Origin of the sequence: Paenibacillus sp. Soil522 (genome assembly GCF_001428245.1) — a bacterium.
GTDB lineage: Bacteria > Bacillota > Bacilli > Paenibacillales > Paenibacillaceae > Pristimantibacillus.
Map to the genome: position 1 here is coordinate 155941 of NZ_LMRV01000002.1, position 21508 is coordinate 177448.

At 48.9% G+C, this 21508-nt stretch carries 22 protein-coding genes; 14 read left to right on the forward strand and 8 right to left on the reverse strand.

Translation table 11 applies throughout. From position 1 onward, the window contains the following. Positions 1-165: 165 nt before the first annotated feature. Both ASG81_RS02530 and ASG81_RS02535 read right to left on the reverse strand, forming a co-directional pair. Positions 166-888, reverse strand: a complete 723-nt coding sequence (locus ASG81_RS02530; protein WP_056628725.1) for an amino acid ABC transporter ATP-binding protein — start codon at positions 886-888, stop codon at positions 166-168. Next, positions 881-2386: an ABC transporter substrate-binding protein/permease gene (locus ASG81_RS02535; RefSeq protein WP_056628728.1), complete on the reverse strand. Its 1506-nt coding sequence runs from the start codon at positions 2384-2386 to the stop codon at positions 881-883. The genes ASG81_RS02530 and ASG81_RS02535 overlap by 8 nt, the downstream gene beginning before the upstream one ends. 261 nt (positions 2387-2647) lie before the next feature. Here ASG81_RS02535 and ASG81_RS02540 point away from each other — a divergent pair, with 261 nt between their 5' ends. The 5 genes from ASG81_RS02540 to ASG81_RS02560 all read left to right on the forward strand — a co-directional run bounded on the left by ASG81_RS02540 (position 2648) and on the right by ASG81_RS02560 (position 7073). Continuing rightward, positions 2648-2980, forward strand: a complete 333-nt coding sequence (locus ASG81_RS02540) for a hypothetical protein (RefSeq protein ID WP_155971117.1) — start codon at positions 2648-2650, stop codon at positions 2978-2980. Beyond that, a complete protein-coding gene (gene yidC / locus ASG81_RS02545; RefSeq protein WP_056628732.1) occupies positions 2950-3774 on the forward strand; it encodes a membrane protein insertase YidC in 825 nt (274 codons plus the stop codon). The genes ASG81_RS02540 and yidC overlap by 31 nt, the downstream gene beginning before the upstream one ends. Before the next feature lie 18 nt (positions 3775-3792). Next, a complete protein-coding gene (locus ASG81_RS02550) occupies positions 3793-4617 on the forward strand; it encodes a sugar phosphate isomerase/epimerase family protein (protein WP_056628735.1) in 825 nt (274 codons plus the stop codon). Positions 4618-4766: 149 nt separating this feature from the next. Then, complete coding sequence (locus ASG81_RS02555) at positions 4767-6425, forward strand: GMC oxidoreductase (RefSeq protein ID WP_056628738.1); 1659 nt, start codon at positions 4767-4769, stop codon at positions 6423-6425. Between the two features lie 99 nt (positions 6426-6524). Continuing rightward, positions 6525-7073 (forward strand): GDSL-type esterase/lipase family protein, encoded by a 549-nt coding sequence (locus tag ASG81_RS02560; RefSeq protein ID WP_200961406.1) that lies wholly within the window; start codon positions 6525-6527, stop codon positions 7071-7073. Positions 7074-7529: 456 nt separating this feature from the next. On the opposite strand, the gene ASG81_RS02565 is transcribed toward ASG81_RS02560, so the two are convergent. Genes ASG81_RS02565 through ASG81_RS02575 form a run of 3 tightly spaced genes read right to left on the reverse strand, consistent with a single transcriptional unit; the run spans position 7530 to position 9183 of the window. After that, a complete protein-coding gene (locus tag ASG81_RS02565; RefSeq protein ID WP_056628745.1) occupies positions 7530-8075 on the reverse strand; it encodes a chromate transporter in 546 nt (181 codons plus the stop codon). Continuing rightward, positions 8062-8697 carry a chromate transporter gene (locus ASG81_RS02570; RefSeq protein WP_327205137.1) on the reverse strand — a complete coding sequence of 212 codons (636 nt, stop codon included), beginning with the start codon at positions 8695-8697 and terminating at the stop codon, positions 8062-8064. Before ASG81_RS02570 ends, ASG81_RS02565 begins: the two co-directional genes overlap by 14 nt. 3 nt (positions 8698-8700) lie before the next feature. Beyond that, positions 8701-9183, reverse strand: a complete 483-nt coding sequence (locus ASG81_RS02575; RefSeq protein ID WP_056628748.1) for an Lrp/AsnC family transcriptional regulator — start codon at positions 9181-9183, stop codon at positions 8701-8703. Positions 9184-9438: 255 nt separating this feature from the next. On the opposite strand from ASG81_RS02575, the gene ggt reads away from it, so the two are divergent. The 5 genes from ggt (at position 9439) to ASG81_RS02600 (ending at position 14396) form a co-directional block, all read left to right on the forward strand. Next, positions 9439-11019, forward strand: coding sequence for a gamma-glutamyltransferase (gene ggt, locus ASG81_RS02580; protein WP_235548703.1), 1581 nt, complete (start codon positions 9439-9441; stop codon positions 11017-11019). A gap of 35 nt (positions 11020-11054) precedes the next feature. Next, positions 11055-12248: an amidase gene (locus ASG81_RS02585; RefSeq protein WP_056628751.1), complete on the forward strand. Its 1194-nt coding sequence runs from the start codon at positions 11055-11057 to the stop codon at positions 12246-12248. 15 nt (positions 12249-12263) lie between these two features. Then, entirely contained in the window at positions 12264-13124 is an 861-nt protein-coding gene (locus ASG81_RS02590) for a fumarylacetoacetate hydrolase family protein (RefSeq protein ID WP_056628755.1), read from the forward strand. A gap of 158 nt (positions 13125-13282) precedes the next feature. Continuing rightward, positions 13283-13981, forward strand: coding sequence for a pirin family protein (locus ASG81_RS02595; protein WP_056628758.1), 699 nt, complete (start codon positions 13283-13285; stop codon positions 13979-13981). A gap of 88 nt (positions 13982-14069) precedes the next feature. After that, positions 14070-14396 carry a hypothetical protein gene (locus ASG81_RS02600; protein WP_056628761.1) on the forward strand — a complete coding sequence of 109 codons (327 nt, stop codon included), beginning with the start codon at positions 14070-14072 and terminating at the stop codon, positions 14394-14396. A 134-nt stretch (positions 14397-14530) separates the two neighbouring features. Here the strand turns inward: ASG81_RS02600 and ASG81_RS29550 are convergent, their stop codons facing one another. Next, positions 14531-14671, reverse strand: coding sequence for a DUF4023 family protein (locus ASG81_RS29550; protein ID WP_327205138.1), 141 nt, complete (start codon positions 14669-14671; stop codon positions 14531-14533). Between the two features lie 324 nt (positions 14672-14995). Between ASG81_RS29550 and ASG81_RS02605 the strand changes: the two genes are divergently transcribed. Together ASG81_RS02605 and ASG81_RS02610 are read left to right on the forward strand one after the other, a co-directional pair. Beyond that, positions 14996-15658 (forward strand): hypothetical protein, encoded by a 663-nt coding sequence (locus tag ASG81_RS02605; RefSeq protein WP_056628764.1) that lies wholly within the window; start codon positions 14996-14998, stop codon positions 15656-15658. Between the two features lie 165 nt (positions 15659-15823). After that, entirely contained in the window at positions 15824-16054 is a 231-nt protein-coding gene (locus ASG81_RS02610; RefSeq protein ID WP_056628767.1) for a cold-shock protein, read from the forward strand. A 115-nt stretch (positions 16055-16169) separates the two neighbouring features. Here ASG81_RS02610 and ASG81_RS02615 read toward each other — a convergent pair whose 3' ends face one another. Together ASG81_RS02615 and ASG81_RS02620 are read right to left on the reverse strand one after the other, a co-directional pair. Then, positions 16170-17780, reverse strand: a complete 1611-nt coding sequence (locus ASG81_RS02615) for a response regulator transcription factor (protein ID WP_056628770.1) — start codon at positions 17778-17780, stop codon at positions 16170-16172. Further along, complete coding sequence (locus tag ASG81_RS02620) at positions 17777-19612, reverse strand: cache domain-containing sensor histidine kinase (RefSeq protein WP_056628773.1); 1836 nt, start codon at positions 19610-19612, stop codon at positions 17777-17779. Before ASG81_RS02620 ends, ASG81_RS02615 begins: the two co-directional genes overlap by 4 nt. A 168-nt stretch (positions 19613-19780) precedes the next feature. Between ASG81_RS02620 and ASG81_RS02625 the strand changes: the two genes are divergently transcribed. Next, positions 19781-20665, forward strand: a complete 885-nt coding sequence (locus tag ASG81_RS02625; RefSeq protein WP_056628776.1) for a carbohydrate ABC transporter permease — start codon at positions 19781-19783, stop codon at positions 20663-20665. Then, entirely contained in the window at positions 20665-21504 is an 840-nt protein-coding gene (locus ASG81_RS02630; protein WP_056628779.1) for a carbohydrate ABC transporter permease, read from the forward strand. The genes ASG81_RS02625 and ASG81_RS02630 overlap by 1 nt, the downstream gene beginning before the upstream one ends. Positions 21505-21508 lie beyond the last annotated feature (4 nt).

Sequence of the window (21508 nt, forward strand, 5' to 3'; positions counted from 1 at the left end):
CTGCAAATGATGCATCTCATGCCCTGCAATAATTCACCTTCTCATTTTGAAGATTATAGCATAGTGTCTTCTTCGAGTACTTCCTTTTTCTCATGTACAAACAAGAAAGCTCTACGGCTGTACCAGCCGCAGAGCTTTGTTTAGATGAAGGGAGAACACGCCGGGCTAAAGCACCTGCTCCAGAAACCGCGCCGCACGCTCACTCTGCGGCTTGGTGAAAAACTGCTCCGGCTTCGTCCGTTCGACAAGCTTGCCGTCGTCGAGGAAATAGATCGTATCCGCCGCTTCACGGGCGAATTTCATCTCATGCGTCACGATCAGCATCGTCATGCCGCTGTCCGCAAGACTGCGGATAACGGTCAGCACTTCCTTTACCATTTCGGGATCGAGAGCCGAGGTTGGCTCGTCGAAGAGCATAATGTCGGGCTCCATCGCAAGGCTTCGCGCGATAGCTACCCGCTGCTTCTGCCCGCCGGACAAGCGCGAGGGATAGCTGTCCGCTTTATCTGCGAGTCCCACGCGCGCTAGCAGCTCCTCCGCTTTGGCACGGGCTGCTGCAGCCGTCATTCCTTTAACCTGGGTCGGAGCGAACGTTATATTATCGATGACCGTCATATGCGGGAACAGGTGAAAATGCTGGAATACCATGCCGATCCGCTGCCGCACGCGGGCAATATCGGTTTTCGGATCGGTAATCGGCGTACCGTCAATCGTAATCGTGCCGGAAGTTGGCGTCTCCAGCATATTTAAGCAGCGAAGGAAGGTGGATTTGCCTGAGCCGGACGGTCCGATCAGTGCTACGACCTCCCCTCGTTCAACTGTGGTCGTAATGCCCTTCAGCACTTGATTTTTGCCGAAGGCTTTCGTTAAGTCGGTTACATTAATCACTGCGGCGCAGCCTCCTTTCAAGCTTACGGGCAAACGAGGTTAAGATAAGCACGAGAACATAATAAATAGCGGCAATAAACAATAATGCTTCTAACGAGCGGAACTCGATCGAGCGCACAACGTCTGCGCGGCGCATCAAATCGGTTACCCCGATGACGGATACGAGCGACGATTCCTTCAGCAAAGCAACGCATTCGTTCACGAGCGCCGGCAAAATATTGCGAAGCGCCTGCGGGAAAATGATGCGGATCATCATCGTCCGGTAAGGGATGCCGAGTGCGATTGCAGCCTCGCGCTGTCCTTTATCGACTGCCATGATGCCGCCGCGGATCGTTTCGGACAAATAAGCCGATGAATTAAGACCGAATGCCAGGCCGGCGGCCATCAGCGCAGGAATATCATAATGGAATATTTGCGGAGTTGCGTAATAAATAATAGTAAGCTGGACGAGCAGCGGCGTGCCGCGGAATACGGATGTATAGGCTGTGGCGAACCACTCCAGCGGCTTGACGCCGGATATTTTGAATAGCGACAAAACCGTACCCCACACCAGTCCGAACAGCGCCGAGACGAGCGTAAAGAGCAGCGTTACGTATACGCCTTTGAGAATATAGGGAATGTAGCCCTTGAGAACGCTAAAGTCGATGTTTAGGCCCAGCAGCGTATTCGACTTTTCCTTCTCGGAGGCAAACCATTTCTGCACGATTTTATCGAGCTCTCCGTTTTCTTTCATTTCCGCAAGAACGCCGTTAAATTCATTTACAATAGGGGATTGCTTAGGAAATGCAATCGCGTAGCCATTGTCCGCGGATTCGGCAGGAAGGAAATGCATGGCCAGCTCGGGGTTAGCGTTTGTCATCTCCACCGCCACAGCATCTTCCACGATAGCTGCATCGATGCGGCCGGAATTCAGCTCTTGAATGAGGTCGGGAATTTTATTCAGCTTTTTGAGCTCGGCGCCTTCAATTGTTTCTGCATAGAGATCCTGTGTGGAGCCCAGCTGAGTTCCGACTACTTTGCCGGAGAGTGAGGATTCCGTTTCCAGCGGTGCAGTCTTCTTGGATACAATCGTATTGCGGGCGGTGTAATAGTTATCGGAAAAATCAACGTTCTGCCTTCGCTCATCCGTAGCGGACATAGCGGACATAACGAAATCGACGCGGCCGGTTTGCAGCGCGGCAATGAGACCATTGAAATCCATGTTTGCGATTTCCAGTTCATAACCAAGCTGGCTGGTGATATACTTGGCTAAGTCGATGTCCATGCCTACGATTTCGCCGCTGTTTTTGGCATCTACGCTTTCATAGGGTGGATAATCGGCCGAAGTGCCCATCACAAGCTTCTTTTTCTGTCCGGCAGCCGGAGCGCCTGCTGCGCTTTCCGCACTTACGGAATATGAGCTGTCTTTGCCAGACGGAAAGACTTGTCCAAGCGCGAGAAACAGAACCGCAATAGTGATGAGCGATAAATAAATGACATTTAGCTTTTTTTGATTCATGGTATCCTCTTTCTTCAAAATTGATTGTCTTGGCGTTTTGCAACATTAGAAAGTATAGGGTGTTCGTTATCCATTTGTAAATAACCAACTAGTGGCGATTTGTAACAGATTTGTGATTTCGGCAGTCGAATCAAGGCGGGAATAACTGTTATAATATCCAGATAAGATAGAATGAAATCTATTTTTACGGTGGAAGAAGCTTTTGGGGTGAAACTGCACCCTGCGTAATCCGTATAGGAAGAATGCTTATGAGGAAGGGAGGTGAATACATTGTTTGAGCTTGAGCTGCATGACGTCATACCATATTTATTTTCAATCAGCCTGCTTTGTTCGTTGGCTTATGCTTACGCCTCGCATTTGCATTCGGGGGATTATGAGTATTGGGAACGAAATCGGGTTGTCACTACCTTGTACATTTCGCTGCCGCAGGTGCTTATTCGCGCCATCCCGCTGCATCACTGGCTAGCCAGGAAGGTGAAGCGCAAGGAATCGCCCGATGACGACATAGCAGACTGCTCCGCCTCGTTTGGTGCGCTATTTTCAAACAAACGAGGAGGATTTTTATGCAAAAGAGCAATGTATTCCCTTCATTAAAATATGGACGAGTGTTAATGGCCGGCATGCTGCTGGCAGGCTTGCTTCTGGTAAGCGGCTGCAGTACGGCAAGCGGAACGATTGACGGCAATACGCCAGGGGTATTCAACCACTATGTGATTTATCCGCTTTCTGCCGTTCTTCAATATTTAGCCGATATCTTTGGCGGCAATTACGGCTTTGCGATTATTGGCATTACGCTCATTATCAGGCTTGTTTTGCTGCCGCTCATGATGCGTCAATACCGCTCGCAAAATCAAATGAAACAGAAGATGGCGGTGCTTCAGCCGGAGCTTAAGAAGATTCAAGAAAAGTACAAGAACAAGCCGGATGCGGATTCCAAGCAGAAGCTGCAGCAGGAAACGATGCAGCTGTACCAGAAGCATCAGGTCAATCCGCTTGCCATCGGCTGCCTGCCGATGCTGATTCAGCTGCCGATCTTGACGGGCTTGTACTCGGCTATCAAGCTGACGCCTGAGCTGGCGGATCATTCCTTTCTCTGGTTTAAACTCGGCTCGCCGGATATCGTGCTTCCGATCGTCGCGGCGCTCGTCTATTTTGTACAGTTCAAGGTGTCGCAGACGGCGCAGCCGAACGCGGATGCTGCCCAGCAGAAGCAGCTTGCTTTCATGGGCTACTTATCTCCGGTTCTAATGGGCGTATTCGCTCTGTCGGCACCGGCGGCTATCTCGTTGTACTGGGTAACAGGCGGTTTGTTCATGATTGCGCAATCCTATCTAGCCAAAAAGGTATATGCGCCTAAGGTGGAGGCCGCACTGGAAGGCAGCGCCTAATAAGAAGGAGACGATTAAATGTCAGTCGGTGTACTAGCTCATTTATTCGGAAGCCTGCCATACAGAGAGCTTGCTCCTAAAGTGGCGGAAAGCGGCTTTAGCCATGTGCAGCTTGCTTTATGGAAGGCTATTAGCGATGTTGATTTCAGCAAGCCCGGCAGCATAAGTCCGGGACTTGCGAATGCGGTCGGCGAGCAATTCGATAAGCATGGCGTATCGATTTCGGTGCTCGGCTGTTATGTTCATTTGTTCGACCGCAACGAGGAGCTGCGCCGCAATAATGTGAACCGCTTCAAGGAGCTGCTGCGCTACGCCAAGTTTTTCGGAGCGCCGATGGTGGCCGCGGAAACCGGATGGAATGAAGGTGGAGATTACACCGACCGCGATTGGTCAGTCATGAAAGCGACGCTTGAAGAGCTCGTTGAGGAAGCGGAGAAATGGGGCGTATTTGTCGGCCTAGAGGCGGCAAACGGCCATTTGATCGGAACGGCTCCCGAGCTTGCGCGAATGCTTGCAGAGGTCCCATCCTCCAATATCGGCGTCGTAATCGATCCGGGCAACCTGCTGACGGCAGACAACTTTGCGAGACAAAATGAGATCATTGAGCAAGCGTTCGAGCTGCTCGGCGAACGTATTATCGCGGCTCATGCGAAGGATCGTTTTCTGCTGGAGAGCGGCGAGCTGGCAACGGTAACGGCCGGGCTGGGCGCGATGAATTATGAGCTGTATATGAAGCTTCTTAATCAATATAAGCCGCATGTGCATATCATCATGGAGGAAGCGAAGGAGCATCAGATGGCTCAGTCGAAGGCTTATATTGATGGGATTCGCGGGCGGGTGTAGCTGGATATACCAGAAGGCAGGTCAGAAGGAAACATTTCTGACATGCTTTTTTTTTATGTGTAATTGGTTTGATTGCGGCATGACGTACGGATTAGTCTATAGGGGATTCCATCTTCATATTCTAGAAAAGCGAGAATAGGGGGTTGGTAATGAGAATTCGAATCGCCAGCGAACATGATACGCTCAGCATCATCGCCGATGAGCAGCATGTTCCCATTGCAGATCTTCTTTCCTTCAATCCGCACATTAAAAGCCCGGATCAACCTATCGCCGGTTATACGGTTTATCTGCAAACGTCAAACGGCCGAACCATATCGGAAACAAGTCCCGGCAGCCTCCCCATTTGTCCTTCGGACAAGGAGGAGCCTCTTTATCATTGGCTTCCGTTGACGCCGCTTGCGGAAATGGAAAACGTCGAATACGATGTCCTGATTGTCGGAACAGGTGCCGGCGGAGGCGCCGCCCTATGGCGACTATGCGAGCATTGGAAAAGTCAAAATAAACGTATCGGCATAATAGATCGTGGAGACCTGCTGCTGCCTACGCATGCCCGTAACCTGCCGATGATGAATACGGACCGGCTTACGAGATATTTTATGACGGTATCGCAGCCGCTGCCGGGGTCTGAGACGGATTTTCCGGGAGCGAGACAGGTTTTTGCAGCGGGCGGTAGAACTTTATTTTGGTATACGTTTGCGATCCGAATGAACTTAGCTCTGCTGGAGGAGTGGCCCATTCCTATTCATGAGATGGAAAGCTACTACAACATGGCAGAGCAGCTCATGAATGTGACCAGGACCTTCACGGTGGATGCCACATTTACAGAGGTTTTGCTGGACCGGCTCTGGCGGGGAGGTTATTCAAATGCGACCCATATTCCGCTGGCGGCCGATCTGATGCCGAGTACTTATGGACGGATTCATACCGACGTATTCACCAGCTCCATTTCTTTCCTATCCATAGCGCTTAATTTAAAGGCTTTCGACCTGGCGGTGAATGCGCGTGCCGTGGAAATCACGAAGGATCAAGGGAAAGTGAATGGTGTGAAAGTAATATCTCCGGATAAAACCGCTTTTACGCTCAAAGCGAAAACCGTTATTTTGTCGGCGAGCACCTTCGAGACGCCGCGCCTGCTGCTTCATTCGGGAATTGGCAATCAGGCAGTAGGCCATTATTTGATGAATCATGCTTTTGTGCAGGCGACTGGAAGCATCAGCCGTCCCCAATTTCCTTTCCCGCTTGGAACGCTTGGCATTATGGTACCCTCTACCGTGCAAAGGCCCTATCTGCTGCTGATGGCCGGCCCAGACAGCTTCTATTGGCATCAAACAACCGAAGTAAGACCGCTCATGTTGGAAGAATCGGTCTTGTTTTTCGGCTACGGCAAAGTCAGTCCGCGGTACGAGAACAGGATAACTCTGCATCCTTCCCGGAAGGATGAATACGGCATACCGGAAATCGAGGTACAGTTTGCCTTGAGCGGGGAAGAGCAAGCCTTTGTGAGTCAGCTGGCAGAAGACATAAAGCATGTTGCGGAGGTGACGGGCATTCGGCTGGAATCGCGTAACGGCAGGCCGCCGATTTGTCTGACGCCTCTCGGAGATGTGAATCATGATTCGGGAACTTGCCGGATCGGGAATGATCCTGCCACTTCAGCGGCCGATCCTTACGGCCAAATTCGGGGCATTTCCGGTCTGTTCGTGGCCGATAACAGCGCCTTGCCGTACATTGGAGCTGAAAACCCGACCTTAACGACCGTAGCTCTGGCGATTCGTACAGCAGATTATATTGCCCGCATGCAGAGCTGAACAAATTCTCTCTCATTCCATCGCCGTTGATTTTGATTTTATCGGCGAATCGATTACGCAAAATTGGGATTTGCAAGTCTATTTCCGTTCACCAGGCAAGTGTTTATTATCAATCGCGGGATTTCCGGGGACATTTCAGACACCATGTTACGACGGTTTCCGGCAGACGTCATTCAGTTAAAGCCCAAATATGCTCATATTTTAGGGGGGACAAACAACACATGGAAGCTGGACGCCGTCGAAATGAACCAGAGAAGAACCTCCGAGCAAATCTATTATGACATTTTAAGAGATTTTACGATGATGGTACAGTTGTCCAAGGAAAACGGCATTATGCCGATAGTCGATTCTTGTCTTCCTACGGGCAGAAATATTCCTTGCTTTAACTTTAGAGTACTTACGGGCTACCCCAATTACAGCACCGGTACCCGCAACGAATTGCTCGCAGCTTCGAACAACGCGCTCAAAAAAATGGCTGTATACGAAAACGCGGTCTATATTGATTACCATGCCTATTTAGTGGGAGCTGACGGGAAAACATTGCGGCCTGAGCTGGCGGATGATTCCCTGCACCCTAATGTGCTTGGCTACAACATTATGGCAGATGTATTGTGCAATAGTTTGTCGCAATATGGAATTGTTATCTAATTGGCCGAGCAGGCGCATCCGCTATAGAGCAATGGCGTTTTTTTGTTTTTCATCACTCTCGTCTCATGAAATATGATATGAGCTGTTTCAAGAAATTAGTTTGTTCTATGCGGATGAAAGGACTCATGACTGGTGGTTGGAGGGTATAAAGCAAAAAGTTTTCTCTATTCTTGCGGATTGAGTTAGCTGCAGGCATATAGAGAAAAAAATTTTATCTAATTCTGCAGAAACGGCTCGTTAAAGGTCATTTGGTGCGATTTTGGGAGATATAGAGAAATAAACTTTGTCTATTTTTGCTAAATGGACAAGTTCGCGAATGATAGAGAAAGAAATTTTCTCTATTTCGTAAGAAGCAGCTTGTCGGCGGTACGGGGTTCGTTGTATCCAACCACTAAATAGGAGTGTCCTCCCGGTAAAAATCTAGCGGGAGGACAGTCCTGTTTCTGGCCTGTAAAATTACAGCACGTTCAAGTGAGGAATCACAAGTCCGCCGTACGCGAATGCGATAACGATTACGATTGCAGGATGAATCTTGCGGAACTGCATCGCCCAGAAGGCGACGGCTGCAATGATGAGCGATTGAATGATGCCGATCGATTCGACGGAGCTTTGAGCCATTTGCCATGTTAGGAGCAGCATCATGATGGCGATGACGGGCTGCACGAGCAGGGTCATCCCTTTCACAACCGGCGATTGACGATGCTTCTGCAGCACCTTAAGCAGCAGAATGAGCGCTGCTGCCGACGGCACGATCGTTGCCGCCAAAGCGGCAAGCATGCCGGCCCAGCCGCCGACGTCATAGCCGATAAACGCCGCGATTTTTGTCGCAATTGGTCCTGGGAGCGCGTTGCCTAATGCAAGAATGTTCGAGAATTCAACGGGTGTCGCCCACTTATGGTTCGATACGATTTCCCGGTACATGAGCGGAATGGAAGCGGGGCCGCCGCCGTAGCCGAGCACGTTGGCAATAAAGAAGCCGATTACTAAATTAATCCAATCCACGGGTCACGCCCTCCTTCTGCTGTGCGCTGCGCAGCTGCTTCTGTTGTTTTCTGCGCTGAAGGGCGGCGACCGTTCTCAAATGAAAGGCGCCGTAGCCAAGAAATAATAGAATGACGATAGCTGGGTGTATATGAATGCCCTGGAGCAAGCCGAACGCTAAAGCGAAAAAAACGAAGCCGGCGTATTTGCCGAGCCCTTTAATGGCCCGTTCGCCGAATTCATATGCCATCATACCAAGCATGACGGCTATAACGGGTGTTACCGCACCGATCATCCCCTGTATGAATGCGGCGCTGCTCAAAAACTGGACAGTCGTTAACAGCAAAATCATCGCTGCGCCGGAAGGGACGATGTGAGCAAGTACGGAAACGATTGCGCCTAAAGTTCCTTTTTCCCGATAGCCGAGATAAGCTGCGATCTTCGTTGCGATGGGCCCGGGCAACGCGTTGGCAAGCGCAAGAATTTCACCGAATTCCTCGTCTTCTATCCATTTGTAATGGGAAACCGCTTCGTATCGGATGAGCGGAATAACGGAGGGGCCGCCGCCGTAGCCGATAATGCCTGTCTTCATCATAGCCCATGACAGCTGCATATAACGGTTATTCATGATTTTACCCGCCATAAGCTACAGCCTCATTCCCATACGGCTCTTGTAACGATTAATAAGGATCTGGCAGTCGACGCTCATGATGCCGGGCAGCGTGTAAATTTTATCTCTTAGAAATTGTTCCATCTCCTGATTGTTGCGAAATAGACCGTGCATATGCAATTTGCTCGGTCCGGTCATGTGGTAAAGGCTTGTGACAAATGGCTCTGTCGACAGCTGATCTGCTACGGCATGCAAATGCTTAGGCTCAACCTCTACGTTAAAAAAAGCGGATACGTGAATGCCGATTCGTTCAGGGTTGATCACGGCCGTAAACCGTTCGATAACGCCGCCATCCATTAATGCATTGATTCGGGATTGGACGGCTACCCGCGATAAGCCGATTTCCTTCGCCAGATCAGTGTAAGATATTCTTCCATTCATATTAAGTTCAGCTATGATTTTGCGGTCGATATCATCAATTGTTATAGAAATAGTATCATCAAGCGGTTTCGGTTGCACTTGTTTACCAGCTCCTGTTCCATTTCATGGCGTTTCAAGGTGTCTTGTAATAACACGTTTCAATTACCATATGTATAAATATATACACATTTTCATACGTTTTCAACATAAAAAATCGAAAGTGATTACATTTTAGTTGCCTATCATCTGCTAGGGTGGTATTTTAATCTCATATACAATGTTATATTATCTATCATAAAAAATAAATGCTTTACGAGTTTTATTTTCGCTGAGAACTTTTTGGGAGTGGTAGCCGTGAATCAGTCTGTAATCGGAACAAAAACAATGGTCGTAAGTCCTCATTATTTAGCTACTGCGGCAGGAGCCCGTATTTTGGAGCAGGGCGGCAATGCTTTTGATGCCGCAGTTGCAGTCAGCGCATGCCTCGCCGTCGTCTACCCACATATGACGAGTCTAGGAGGCGATTCGTTTTGGCTCAGCTATCAGCAGTCGGAAGGCAAGGTGCGCGGCTACAATGCCAGCGGCCGGTCTGGCTACAACGCCAACATAAGCGCATATACAGGCTTGGCTGCCATTCCGAATCGGGGCATTGGCAGCATCGTGACCGTGCCCGGCATGGTAGACGGCTGGGATGCGGTTCACCGCGAGTACGGCCGCCTGGATTGGGCGCAGGTGCTCGCTCCCGCCATTACATATGCCGAAAACGGTTTTCCGATGTCGAAGGATCAATATCAGAATACCGTTCATAATGAAGCAGTGCTCGCAAGGACGCTTGAGACAGCAGATATCTACCTGCCAGGCGGGCAGGCGATCAAGACGGGCAAACGCTTTAAGCAGCCTGCGCTTGCGAAGACGCTGCGCCGCTTAGCGGAGTTTGGGCGGGATGAATTTTATAAGGGCGAGACTGCGAAGGAAATAACAAATTTCCTGGGCAATCATGATGGTTTTCTGACACCGGATGATTTTGCCGATCACCATGGCGATTGGGTGACGCCGGTCGAGGGCTCCTATCGGGGCTATACCCTGCATCAAATGCCTCCTAACTCGCAGGGCTTTACCGGTATTATGGCGCTGCAAATATTGGAGCAGTTTAAGCTGGGGGAAGTCGAGCATGGCTCGCATGATTACTATCAGCTGTGCGTTGAAGCGCTTAAGCTAAGCTTCCGCGACAGGAACAAATATTTATCCGATCCGGCATTTACGAATGTGCCGCTTGAGCAGCTTCTGGACAAAGGCTATGCAGCAAGGCTGGCTGCTTCGATCGAGCTTGACCGAGCCTCAACGGAAAAATCGGAGGTGCTCGGCAGCGACACCGCCTATGCGGCCGTTGTGGACGGGGAGGGAAATTCGGTTTCCTTTATTCAAAGCCTGTATTTTGAGTTCGGCTCAGGTGTCGTGGCAGGCAATACGGGTGTTTTGCTACAAAACCGCGGCTCGTTCTTCTCGCTGGACCCGAGTCATGTGAACTGCCTGAAGCCGGCCAAAAGGACGTTCCATACGCTAATGCCGGCGATGGCCTGTCGGGACGGAAAGCCTGCGGTGCTTTACGGAACGCAGGGCGGGGAAGGGCAGCCGCAGACGCAGACGGCGGTTTTTACCCGGATGATCGACTACGGGATGGACCCGCAGCAAGCGATTAACGAGCCTAGGTGGGTATGGGGCCGGACTTGGGGAGAGCCTACGCAGGAGCTGAAAATGGAAGGGCGCGTGTCCGCTGAAGTGTTGGAATCACTGGCAAAAGCGGGCCATCTCGTGCGGAAGGTGAATGATTTTGACGGCATTATGGGGCATGCCCATGCCATTATGCGCGACGAGCAGGGCTTCCTGCAGGGCGGCTCGGACCCGCGCTGCGATGGGGCGGCAATTGGTTGGTGACGCCGATTACGAGTGACTAGGAGGTCGGAATATAGATGAAGCAAAGCTGGAATGCGTATGCGAATGAACGGCTGGCTGTAGAGCCTCTGGCAGAAGGAAGCTTGAGCGGCAGGACGTTTGCGGTTAAGGATGTATTTGACATTGCCGGCCACACGCCGGGAGCGGGCAACCCGGATTGGCTGCGGACGCATGGACCGTCAGCTCATCATGCTGCGGTCATAGATAGGCTGCTTAGAAATGGCGCGAGGCTGGAGGGAACGACCATTACCGATGAATTGATGTACAGCATTAATGGCGAGAACGCTCATTATGGGACGCCGATGAATCCCAAAGCGCCGGGCCGCATTCCCGGAGGCTCATCCAGCGGTTCAGCGGTTGCGGTATCGGCGGGCTTGACAGACTTTGCTATTGGTACCGATACAGGAGGCTCGATTCGCGTACCGTCTGCGTATTGCGGCATTTACGGCATTCGGCCAACGCATGGGGCCGTTGATGCGAGCGGACTTATTCCGCTTGCGCCAAGCTTCGATACGGTGGGCTGGATGGCCAAAGGCGGACAGACGCTGCTTGATGTGGGACGTGTGCTGCTGGGTCCGCAAGAGAGCGGCGGAGCCGTTTTTCCGAGAATGATGTTCGCGCAGGATTTATGGACATTAACGGACGGACACTCATCTGCTGCTGCGTCGCGTTACTTTCAGGCGCTGCGCGAATTGGCAAAGAGTCATGAGGATGTTATTGTTGCTCCGAACGGTCTGCAGGAGTGGATGGACGCTTTTCGCATCATTCAAGGGCTGGAAATTTGGCGTGTGCATCAGGAATGGATTACGCGTGAGCAGCCTTCCTTCGGACCGGGCATTGCCGAGCGGTTTGCATGGGCCAGCACGCTTAAGTGGGAAGAAAGCGGCGCGGCGTACAGAGTGCGGGAAGAGGCGCGGAATACAATGAATGAGCTGCTCGGGAATGATGCCGTGCTTGTTGTGCCAACCGTACCTGCGATAGCGCCGCTGCTTCATTTGACGGGTCCAGAAATCGAGCAGCGCCGTGTGCAGACGCTCAAAATGAGCTGCGTGGCCGGACTTGCCGGGCTGCCTCAGGTGACGGTGCCGATTACAGGAGAGCTGGGCTGTCCGATCGGGATATCTTTTATTGCCGGCCAGGGCCAAGATTTGAGGCTGCTGGAATGGGTGGCTAACAGCGTGGAAGCGCGAATGAAACTGCTGAGCGATTGAGAGGAGGGGAAATCTGTGAAGCTATCGACTGTAAAAGTTAATGGGCAGGAGCTTGCCGCGCTTCCGTGCGTGAACGGGCTTGTTCTTATAGAAACAATTAATGAAGCGGAGGGGACGGGCTGGAGCAAGGAGCTGTTCGAGCTTATTCGTCTTGGCGAGCTGGAGGATGTAACCCATTGGTATGAAGAGGGCGGTAAGGGAAAGCTGGAGCAGCTGGCGGCTATCCCCCATGCTGAGGTGGAATACGCGCCTCTTTATCGTTATCCGCGCAAAATTTGGGGTATCGGCCTGAACTATATGAAGGATGCCGCCGAGCTTGCGGCAGCTGATCCGAATGACGAGCCTGTCAGCTTCATGAAGCCGGATACGACTATTATCGGACCAGGCGATGCGATTCGCATTCCGCAAGGTGCCGGGCAAATAACGGCGGAAGCTGAGCTAGGCATCATTATCGGCAAGACATGCAAAAACATAACAGAGGCCGAGGTATACGATGTCATTGCTGGCTATACGACGACGATCGACGTAACGGCATCGGACATTCACGCCAGAAATCAACGATACTTAACGAGAGCCAAAAGCTTTGACACCTTCTTCAGCTTTGGGCCTCAGCTGATTACGAAGGATGAATTTCCCGATCCGCTTGGGCTTCAAGTGGAGACGGCGCTTAACGGCAAGGTCGCGCACCGGAATATAGTGTTCAACATGAAATTCCGGCCTTGGTATGCCGTTGCCTTTCATTCGCAGGTGATGACCCTGCTGCCGGGCGATATTATTATGACAGGAACCCCGGGCGCTGTCGTGATCCGTGATGGAGATATGGTGGAATGCCATATCGATGGCTTCGAGCCGCTGCTTAATCCTGTCCGGGATTGAGGCTTGCGGATAGCTGCGCGGCCAAGAGGCAGGCGACTTCTCCTAAAAGAAATCGGCTGCCTTTTCAAGTTGTGCGCTAACCTGTAATTGCGGCTTGCTTGCCAGGTTGAAACCTGCTATAAATAAGTAAGTAAATAACGTTGTTTGGAGGAGAGACGATGATCAACGTATTTCCCGCTGCTGAGCGGCATTCGGCAGATCTCGGCTGGCTGCGCAGCCAGCCAAGCTTTTCATTCGGTGCCTATTATGATCCGAATCGAACGGGCTTTAGTGTTATGCGTGTATGCAATGACGATTATTTGGCTCCTGGAAAAGGCTTTGGCGCCCATCCCCATAGCGACATGGAAATTGTATCCATCGTATTAAACGGTCTGATCAGGCATGAAGACAATTTGGGCAACTCCGTCGTATCCTCGTTTGGCGAGGTGCAGCGTATGTCGGCGGGTACTGGCGTCATCCATACGGAATTTAACGCCTCGGAGGAAGAGGAGCTGCGCTTGCTGCAGCTGTGGTTCATGCCGAAGAAACGAGGCGTTGCGCCATCCTATGAAGCTAGCCGATTCGATCCTGCCAGGCTGCATAACGCGCTGCTCCCTGTCGTATCCGATCAAGCTCTGAAACAGACTGCTTCAATAGGTCAAAATTTGACGATCTATTTAAGCAAGCTGGAGCAGGGGAAGCAGCTCGATTACGCAGGGGAGCCCGGGCGCAAGCAATTTTTATATATCATCGAGGGCGAGCTTCGGGTGCATGGTGAAACGCTGGCGGCAGGCGATACAGCGCAGATTGAAGCTGCTGGCGAGCTCGCGCTTGCGGCCAAGGAACCGGCATTTTTTATGCTCATCGATTTGCCGTAAGCTTTCGAAGTAAGTTTGCATCCGCAAACTTTAAGCATACGCTTTCGAAGTAAGTTTGCATCCGCAAACTTTTAAGGAGGGGTTCAAAATGAAACAAACGTTTCTGGTTAAGCACGCGGTGGGCGGGCGGATGTTTATCGATTCGAGTAAGCAGGACGTTCCGTATACGATCGTTCCGCAAGGAGATGGCTGGAGGTTTACGGTCAGTGTGGCATGGAGCGAGAAGATCGAAGAGCTGCTTGCTTGCAAGGATGACCTAAATGTGTTTGTTTTCCAGGAATTTGACGATCAGCCCACGCTTAAAACCTGGTATTACGTCAAGGACGGACCGGTGGAATATGACGCAAAGCAGAACAGCTTGACGATAGTTGCGGATTCGCGTATTGAATACTACCCTCATCAATATTCCGTTTAAATAGGTAAAGTAAATCAGAGTTAGACTAATGGAGTCTAGAAACAGACCCCTTGGCAGCGAGGCTGCTAGGGGACTGTTTTGCAATACGAGCACTAACCGCCAATATACGTCTCAGCCGTTTACCTGAGTTCGATTTATTTATTCGTGCTGTGCTGTTTATTGGCGAGCATCTTGCCCGGGCTGTCATTGCCTCTGCGTCTCTTATTGATCTCGGCATTGTGCTGTGTAGCTTTCACCTTTGCAACAAATTCACTTGTACTTTCCAAATTAACCATCCTCCTCTGTTTTAGGCATTGCTTCACGACTCCATTAATTAGAATATCCAACAATCAAAAAATCAGGCGCTCAGGCCATATTTTTGTGAAATAGCGATTGAATATAACACTTGTCCTCCCTTATGATACCTTTATATGCCTCATGAACAGCATAGGCGTCGTACAACAAGCTGGGGTATGAATAAACCGGAAGGGATTGATTCATTTGTTGTAAACCATTGTGCTATTCATTCATATGGTGTTTCAGCCGTTTTGACAAGCCATACATAGATGCAGCACTACAATTGAACGATAAACGACCAAACGAGTGGAGCGAAGGGCGTTATGTTTAGAGTAATTGCGCGGGGACATATTAGAGAAGGTTTTGAAACGGAAGCGATAGAAGCAGTAAAACGTGAGACAGCCGTACATCGGCTTATCGAGCAAGGCGAAATTATGACGGCAGGCTGCTTTAAGTGGGAACGAAACGTCTTCATTTACTGCGAATGCGTAAACCGATTGATCGATCCGGAGGAGCTGCTGCCGGACACGGCACCCTATCTGGAACAATGGCCAGGTCAGCCGGACAAACGGAAGTGGATTCCAATGATCGACGTCTTTCATTTTAACGAGCCGGCGAGCATTGACCATTGGCTTCGCAAAGAGGCCGTAGAACGGCGTGTAGGCAGAGTGGCGCACTTAAAGCCGGAGATGGCTGCGAGCTACATTTATTATCATTACCAGCTGCAGGAAGAGCGGGCCTTCCACGGACCGAAATACGAAATCATTGCGCTGCATGAAAACCTGCTGTTTGGATACCAGGAATTCCCTGCTGTCATTGAGGAACCGGTACTTCCTGGAAAATTAAGCACGACAGGCACACCCGCCAATTGGAGCGATTCCCGAATGGACCTGCATTTTCAACCTTGGGAGGACGGATATTTGTTTTTTAAGCCCGTGGAGCAGCTGTTTGCCTACTACTGTGATTTTCCGAAAAAAAGGCTCTAAAGCATAGGCTGATATTTGCCTTTATTGGATGAAATATGGTACAATAATATTAATTGCAAGTTTGAAGCAAATATTCAAAATACTCTGCTGTTTATAAATGATAACTGCCCCTTACTTTTTAAGTTCGAGGCAGTTTTTCCTTTTTTAGCGCGAAGGGGGCTGACCATGTACAATCGTAAAAAACCGCTTGAAGAAATTCCGGAAGAAAACACGAAAGTATGGACATGCGAGTCGGAAGGGTGCAACAGTTGGATGCGCGATAACTTTGCGTTTGATCACGTGCCTACTTGTTTGATATGCCATCAACCAATGGTCAGCGGCTTGAAGATGCTGCCAGCGCTCAATAACTCCAATAACGACATGAAGGCGATCAAGAAGGGCACACCGATTGGGTAGGTGGTCTTCATTGCAGAAAGAAGCCGGGCTTCGTACGAAAGGCTAATGCCTTCCGTACAGAGCTTGGCTTTTTTTCTGTTTCTGTGCGGCCAGGCGGTTCGCTCGCCGCATGTCACTAATTCTGTTTGCGGTACTGATTAGGTGATTGCTCCACCATTTTCTTAAACACCTTGCTGAAATATTTCTCGTCGGCGTAACCGACCATTTGGGCAATTTGAGAGATCTTTAAATTCGGGTTTAGCAGCAGCAGCTTCGCTTTTTCAATACGGATTCGTACAAGATAATCGGACAGGTTCTCGCCGGTAACCTGTTTGAATTTGCGTGAAATATATTCCCTGCTTAAAAAAAACTGATTGGCGATATCCTGCAGCGTAATTTCCTGCTGATAGCGGTTTTCAATATATTGGATAACATCGTAGATGACATTTTTCTCGCGGTGCTGTTGTTTGGTAATCAAATTGGAGAGTGCAAGCAGGCTTTCCTCCAGCTCCTTCTGCCAAAGCTCGATGGAGAACCGCCCTTGGTCATCCATAAGAACGGTAAAAAAACGGTCTTTCTCGCTTGTCAGCTCCAGTTCAGAATTGTCCGAGGAGAGCGACCGCAACCATTTGGAACGGAGCACCGTATATTCATGCCACCACAAATCCAATTGCTCAATATTAATGACCGGAATTTGCTTGACGGCACGGATCCATTCTTCGACGGCTGCATGTATCTCATCTGCGTTGCTGCTCCATACGGCAAGCCGGAATTTTTCGCTGTAGTCGGTCAAATGCAGGTTGATTGGCAAGGGTGAATCTTTAGCTTCATACCCATGCAGCCATGTCGTTTTCTTCAGCATATTACGCTGCTTTAAAGCGGTTTGGGCTTCCCGGTACGACTGCTGAATCCCTTTTGGGAAAAGCTGCACGGTACCGACGCCAAAATCGAACCGTCCGTGCAGCGCGGCATAAATGCCCTCGTTGATTTGGGTAAGCAGCGCATTCAATTTATCAAAGCCTTGCCAGCATAGGAGAATGATTTCGTGATCGCTGTTCCAATACCGGAAGGCAAAACCGATATTTTTTTTACGCAAAAACTCGTTGCAAATATTCGTAAGCGAGAAAAATAACAAAACCCGGTGATTAGCAAATTTGTTCATGACAACGCGTTCCATCATATCGATGCTTAATATGACGATTTGACACTGCTTCATTTCTTCGGTGATCCCGAATTCGCTGCGCAAATCGTCTTGGATGGAGCTGTAGTAGTTCGGTTCCGACACCATATTGGATAATACTTTATCCCAATAAACCGGCTTAGATTGATTGATTTGAATATTTTGTTTGCATCGTTCATGCCTGGAAAGTTCCTCTTTCTCCCAGCAGTCCTTTGCGTTGGCCAATGCTTCGTTTAGTTGGTCCGGATCAATCGGTTTTAACAAATAATCCATGCCGCCGAATTTAATCGTATTCCGTACAAGCTCGAAATCGTCGTGGCCGCTGATCACGATTTTTTTGCTGCATGGCGAATAGTTTTGCAGCCACTCGAGCAAATCAACCCCGTTTTTGATCGGCATCATCATATCCGTCATTATAATTTCCGGCTTGTATTGCTCGACTATGGCGATCGCGGCTTGGCCGTTTTCCGCTTCCAAGACCGTATTTATGCCGAGGGAGTCCCAATCAACAAGCAGCTTGATTGCATCACGCACATGCTGCTCATCATCCACAATCAATACGTTCATGAGGTTGTCTCTCCTTTGTCATTGGTATCATTCGGTATCCATAAGGTTACTTTGAAGCCGGCCGGCTGCAGATTATCGACTTCCATTTTTGCCGATTCGTTGAAATACAGGCGCAGTCTCATGAGAACGTTGCTGAGTCCAATGCTTTTTTGCCCCTGCAGCAGCATATTCAACGGCTTGTTTAATTGATGACGCAGCTGCTCGAGCTGATCAACCGGCATCCCGCTGCCGTTATCCTCTACGGAAATGACTAAAAATCCGCTGTTATAGATGGAAGACAGAATCCGGATTTGTCCATGGCTGCTTCGTTTCTCATAGCTGTGTTTGAAATAATTTTCGGCGAGCGGCTGCAGCAGCATTTTAGGCACTACAATCGAATTTGTCGACTCTTCAATGTCAAATGAAAACTCCAGCTTATCCCCAAAGCGCTGCTGCTGCAAGTCCAAATAGTCTTTCACATGTTGAATTTCAAGAGATAACGGTACGACCGTATCGTTCGTATTCATGTTATACCGCATAATCCGTCCCAGAGACGCCACCAGCGAGTAAATTTTTGGAGCCTTTAGCTGCAAGGCAAGCGTCCCGATCGATTGCAGCGTATTGTTCATAAAATGCGGATTAATTTGGGCCTGCATCGCTTTCAGCTGATTCGTTTTGTTGGCAATTTCAAGCCGGTATTCCCGGTTTATTAAATCGTTGACCGTATGAATCATAGCATCGAACCGCCGGGTCAGGATGCCGATTTCATCATTTCCTTTAACTTCAATATCCATGTTCAAATTGCCGGATTGCACTTTGTTCATATAGCTTATCAGTTTTTTAATCGGTTCTGTAAAATGCACGGATATAAACAAGGTTGCGATCACAACAATGACTAGAAATACGGCTACGATCATGCTGTTGAGGCGGGTAATTTGACTGGAGCTTTTATACAGATGAGAATACGGCTGCAGCTTGACGATCGTCCAGTCCAAATAATTGGTTTTCATTTTATCGTACATGATAATGCCGGCAAAGCTGTCGTCTTTCCATTCAAAATGCCCTGCTTCTTCGTGCTTTTGGAAGATCGTATTGAGCCATTCCTCGCTAAGCTTCTTTCCCGATAAATCCGGCTGCGCGGGATAAACCATATTTCCGTGTGCATCGAAAATGTACAAGTTTTCCTCGCTTTCGACATAAAGCTGCTTGCTAATATCAAACAGCGCTTTAGTGGACACATCGATAGACAAATACCCGATAACCTTATCGCTTGGCGTATTAATAACGGGGCGATGAAAGGTAAACACCATCTCTTTGGGATCGGAATTATTCCTTTGCATCTTGTAGCTATGGCTTTGGTGTGTTGCTTCCAAAAACGGTTGGGCATTTCCGGCAGGGGCACTCTGAGGAATCGTGTATGCCGCCCGTTCCGGACCGCGGAAAAACCTGCGGGTCAATAAATAGGATTGGTCCCGGTTTGAAAGCTGCAGATGGATTTGATGAATATCTTTAAACGATTGATACATATTTAAAAGGTGGGAATTGATGATCGTGCGGTCCGCAAAATCAACTTCTCCTGCTGGCGTGTTTCTCTTACGCTCGATAATACGAAACAAGGAGCCCGGTGTATTTAATGCGTTATAAACCCCAAGCGAGGTTTGATTAATAATGTCCATGTAGTTCATAATATTGCTTTTTCCCAAGGAGAGAAGGTTCATATTTTCCCGTATGGACTCATCCGTTACTGAATTTTTAATGTAGATGTTAGTAATAATAATGGATGTTGTAATCGGGATGATGGTAACCGTAAGCAGCAGCACCATTAATTTGTTGCGGATACTCATTTTAAACATGGCAATCCCCTTATTTTCGGAATGATTCAAATCACATGGTTGCAACAAAGATCAATATATTCCACCTTGTTCGACATCATTATCGGTGTTTTTGCACAATCATACAACCTATACTTAAACCATAGAGCGATCAAAGAAAACATAGTTCATTTTGAAAGGGGAGTCAATATGTACAAGAGCAACAGACTCAGTCAATGGTTTCAGCAAACGGTATTTGTCGGACCAGGACTATTATTTTTCACTGTTATTGTATTAATCCCATTTTTACTCGGGTTTTACTATTCGTTTACCGATTGGAACGGTCTGGACATGGATAAAGCGACCTGGACAGGCATGGCAAACTTGGAGAGAATCATGTCGGACGATAAGTTTTGGGAGTCCTTCTGGTTTACGATCAAATTTACGCTTATTACGGTAGTTGCTATCAATGGTTTGGCGTTTGTGCTTGCTGTTATATTAGTAAAGCCGCTCAAAACAAAAAATGCGCTGCGCACCATTTTCTTTATGCCGAACGTTATCGGGGGCATATTATTAGGCTTTATATGGCAGTTTATATTTACAAAAGGGTTCAGCACAGTCGGAGATATAACCCACATTCCGTTTTTTGAGCTGCCTTGGTTAGGGACGCCGAATACCGCATTTTGGGGGATTGTCATCGTCTTCATCTGGCAGACAGTCGGATACATGATGGTCATTTATATCGCGGCATTAGCGGGGGTGCCGAAAGATTTAATTGAAGCGGCTCATATCGACGGTGCAAATTACTGGCAAATGCTTAAAAGCGTGTTAGTTCCGTTAATTATGCCGGCGGTTACCATCTGCTTGTTCTTGACGATATCCAATGCTTTCAAAACCTTTGATTTGAATCTCTCGTTAACAAAGGGCGGACCGGGTACATCCACTCAATCGCTTGCCTACAACATATATGCGGAAGCGTTGAATAACAACCGCTATGGACTAGGTACCGCCAAAGCGATGCTGTTTTTCATAGGCGTATCCATCATTACCATTGTGCAAGTATGGGTAACTAAGCGTAAGGAGGTTGAAGCGTAATGGAACGGGCCGAAAAGTATAATGTCGGATTATTGGTTCTGGAAATTATTATCGTTATCATCGGACTGCTGTTTTTGTCCCCGTTTTATTTCGTCTTGGTCAATTCGGTAAAAACGCTGGGCGAAATTTTGGTTGATGCAGCTTCAATGCCGCTAACGTACCACTGGAATAACTACGTTAAAGTGTGGGATATTATCGAATTTCCGAAAGTCATGTTTAACTCGTTTCAAATTACCGTCATCAGCGTGGCTGGCATTGTTTTGATCAGCTCCATGACCGCTTACCGCTTAGTGCGCAGGCCTACGTTATTTAATAAAATTTTGTTCAACGTGTTCGTGGCCTCCATGATTATTCCGTTTCAATCGGTCATGCTTCAATTGGTGCGCATCACCAGCTTGCTGGAATTACGGGGCAATTTGCTCGGGATCGTCGTTTGTTACCTCGGCTTCGGTTTGGCATTATCCGTATTTTTATTCCATGGATTTATTAAAACGGTGCCGCTGGAAATTGAAGAAGCTGCGGTGGTGGACGGCTGCACGCCGTACGGCGTATTTTTTAAAATCGTATTTCCGCTGCTTCGTCCCATTATGGCGACCATTATCATCCTCAACAGCTTGTGGATTTGGAACGATTATTTGCTGCCGGTATTGGTTATAGGCGGCAATAAAGAATTGTTGACGATTCCGCTAGCGATCACCAGATTTTTCGGGCAGTACACGAAGCAATGGGATATGGCTTTGGCCGGACTTACGATCGGGATTGCTCCGATCATCGTGTTTTTCCTAGCTTTGCAAAAATATATTGTAGAGGGAATTACAGCAGGCTCCGTCAAAGGCTAAACAA

Excerpts from the sequence above, each read along its gene's own strand:
- ASG81_RS02535 (WP_056628728.1), bottom strand. The coding sequence starts at position 2,386 with ATGAATCAAAAAAAGCTAAATGTCATTTATTTATCGCTCATCACTATT.
- yidC (WP_056628732.1), top strand. The coding sequence starts at position 2,950 with ATGCAAAAGAGCAATGTATTCCCTTCATTAAAATATGGACGAGTGTTA.
- ASG81_RS02550 (WP_056628735.1), top strand. The coding sequence starts at position 3,793 with ATGTCAGTCGGTGTACTAGCTCATTTATTCGGAAGCCTGCCATACAGA.
- ASG81_RS02555 (WP_056628738.1), top strand. The coding sequence starts at position 4,767 with ATGAGAATTCGAATCGCCAGCGAACATGATACGCTCAGCATCATCGCC.
- ASG81_RS02570 (WP_327205137.1), bottom strand. The coding sequence starts at position 8,697 with ATGGCGGGTAAAATCATGAATAACCGTTATATGCAGCTGTCATGGGCT.
- ASG81_RS02585 (WP_056628751.1), top strand. The coding sequence starts at position 11,055 with ATGAAGCAAAGCTGGAATGCGTATGCGAATGAACGGCTGGCTGTAGAG.
- ASG81_RS02595 (WP_056628758.1), top strand. The coding sequence starts at position 13,283 with ATGATCAACGTATTTCCCGCTGCTGAGCGGCATTCGGCAGATCTCGGC.
- ASG81_RS02600 (WP_056628761.1), top strand. The coding sequence starts at position 14,070 with ATGAAACAAACGTTTCTGGTTAAGCACGCGGTGGGCGGGCGGATGTTT.
- ASG81_RS29550 (WP_327205138.1), bottom strand. The coding sequence starts at position 14,671 with ATGGTTAATTTGGAAAGTACAAGTGAATTTGTTGCAAAGGTGAAAGCT.
- ASG81_RS02605 (WP_056628764.1), top strand. The coding sequence starts at position 14,996 with ATGTTTAGAGTAATTGCGCGGGGACATATTAGAGAAGGTTTTGAAACG.
- ASG81_RS02610 (WP_056628767.1), top strand. The coding sequence starts at position 15,824 with ATGTACAATCGTAAAAAACCGCTTGAAGAAATTCCGGAAGAAAACACG.
- ASG81_RS02615 (WP_056628770.1), bottom strand. The coding sequence starts at position 17,780 with ATGAACGTATTGATTGTGGATGATGAGCAGCATGTGCGTGATGCAATC.
- ASG81_RS02620 (WP_056628773.1), bottom strand. The coding sequence starts at position 19,612 with ATGTTTAAAATGAGTATCCGCAACAAATTAATGGTGCTGCTGCTTACG.
- ASG81_RS02625 (WP_056628776.1), top strand. The coding sequence starts at position 19,781 with ATGTACAAGAGCAACAGACTCAGTCAATGGTTTCAGCAAACGGTATTT.
- ASG81_RS02630 (WP_056628779.1), top strand. The coding sequence starts at position 20,665 with ATGGAACGGGCCGAAAAGTATAATGTCGGATTATTGGTTCTGGAAATT.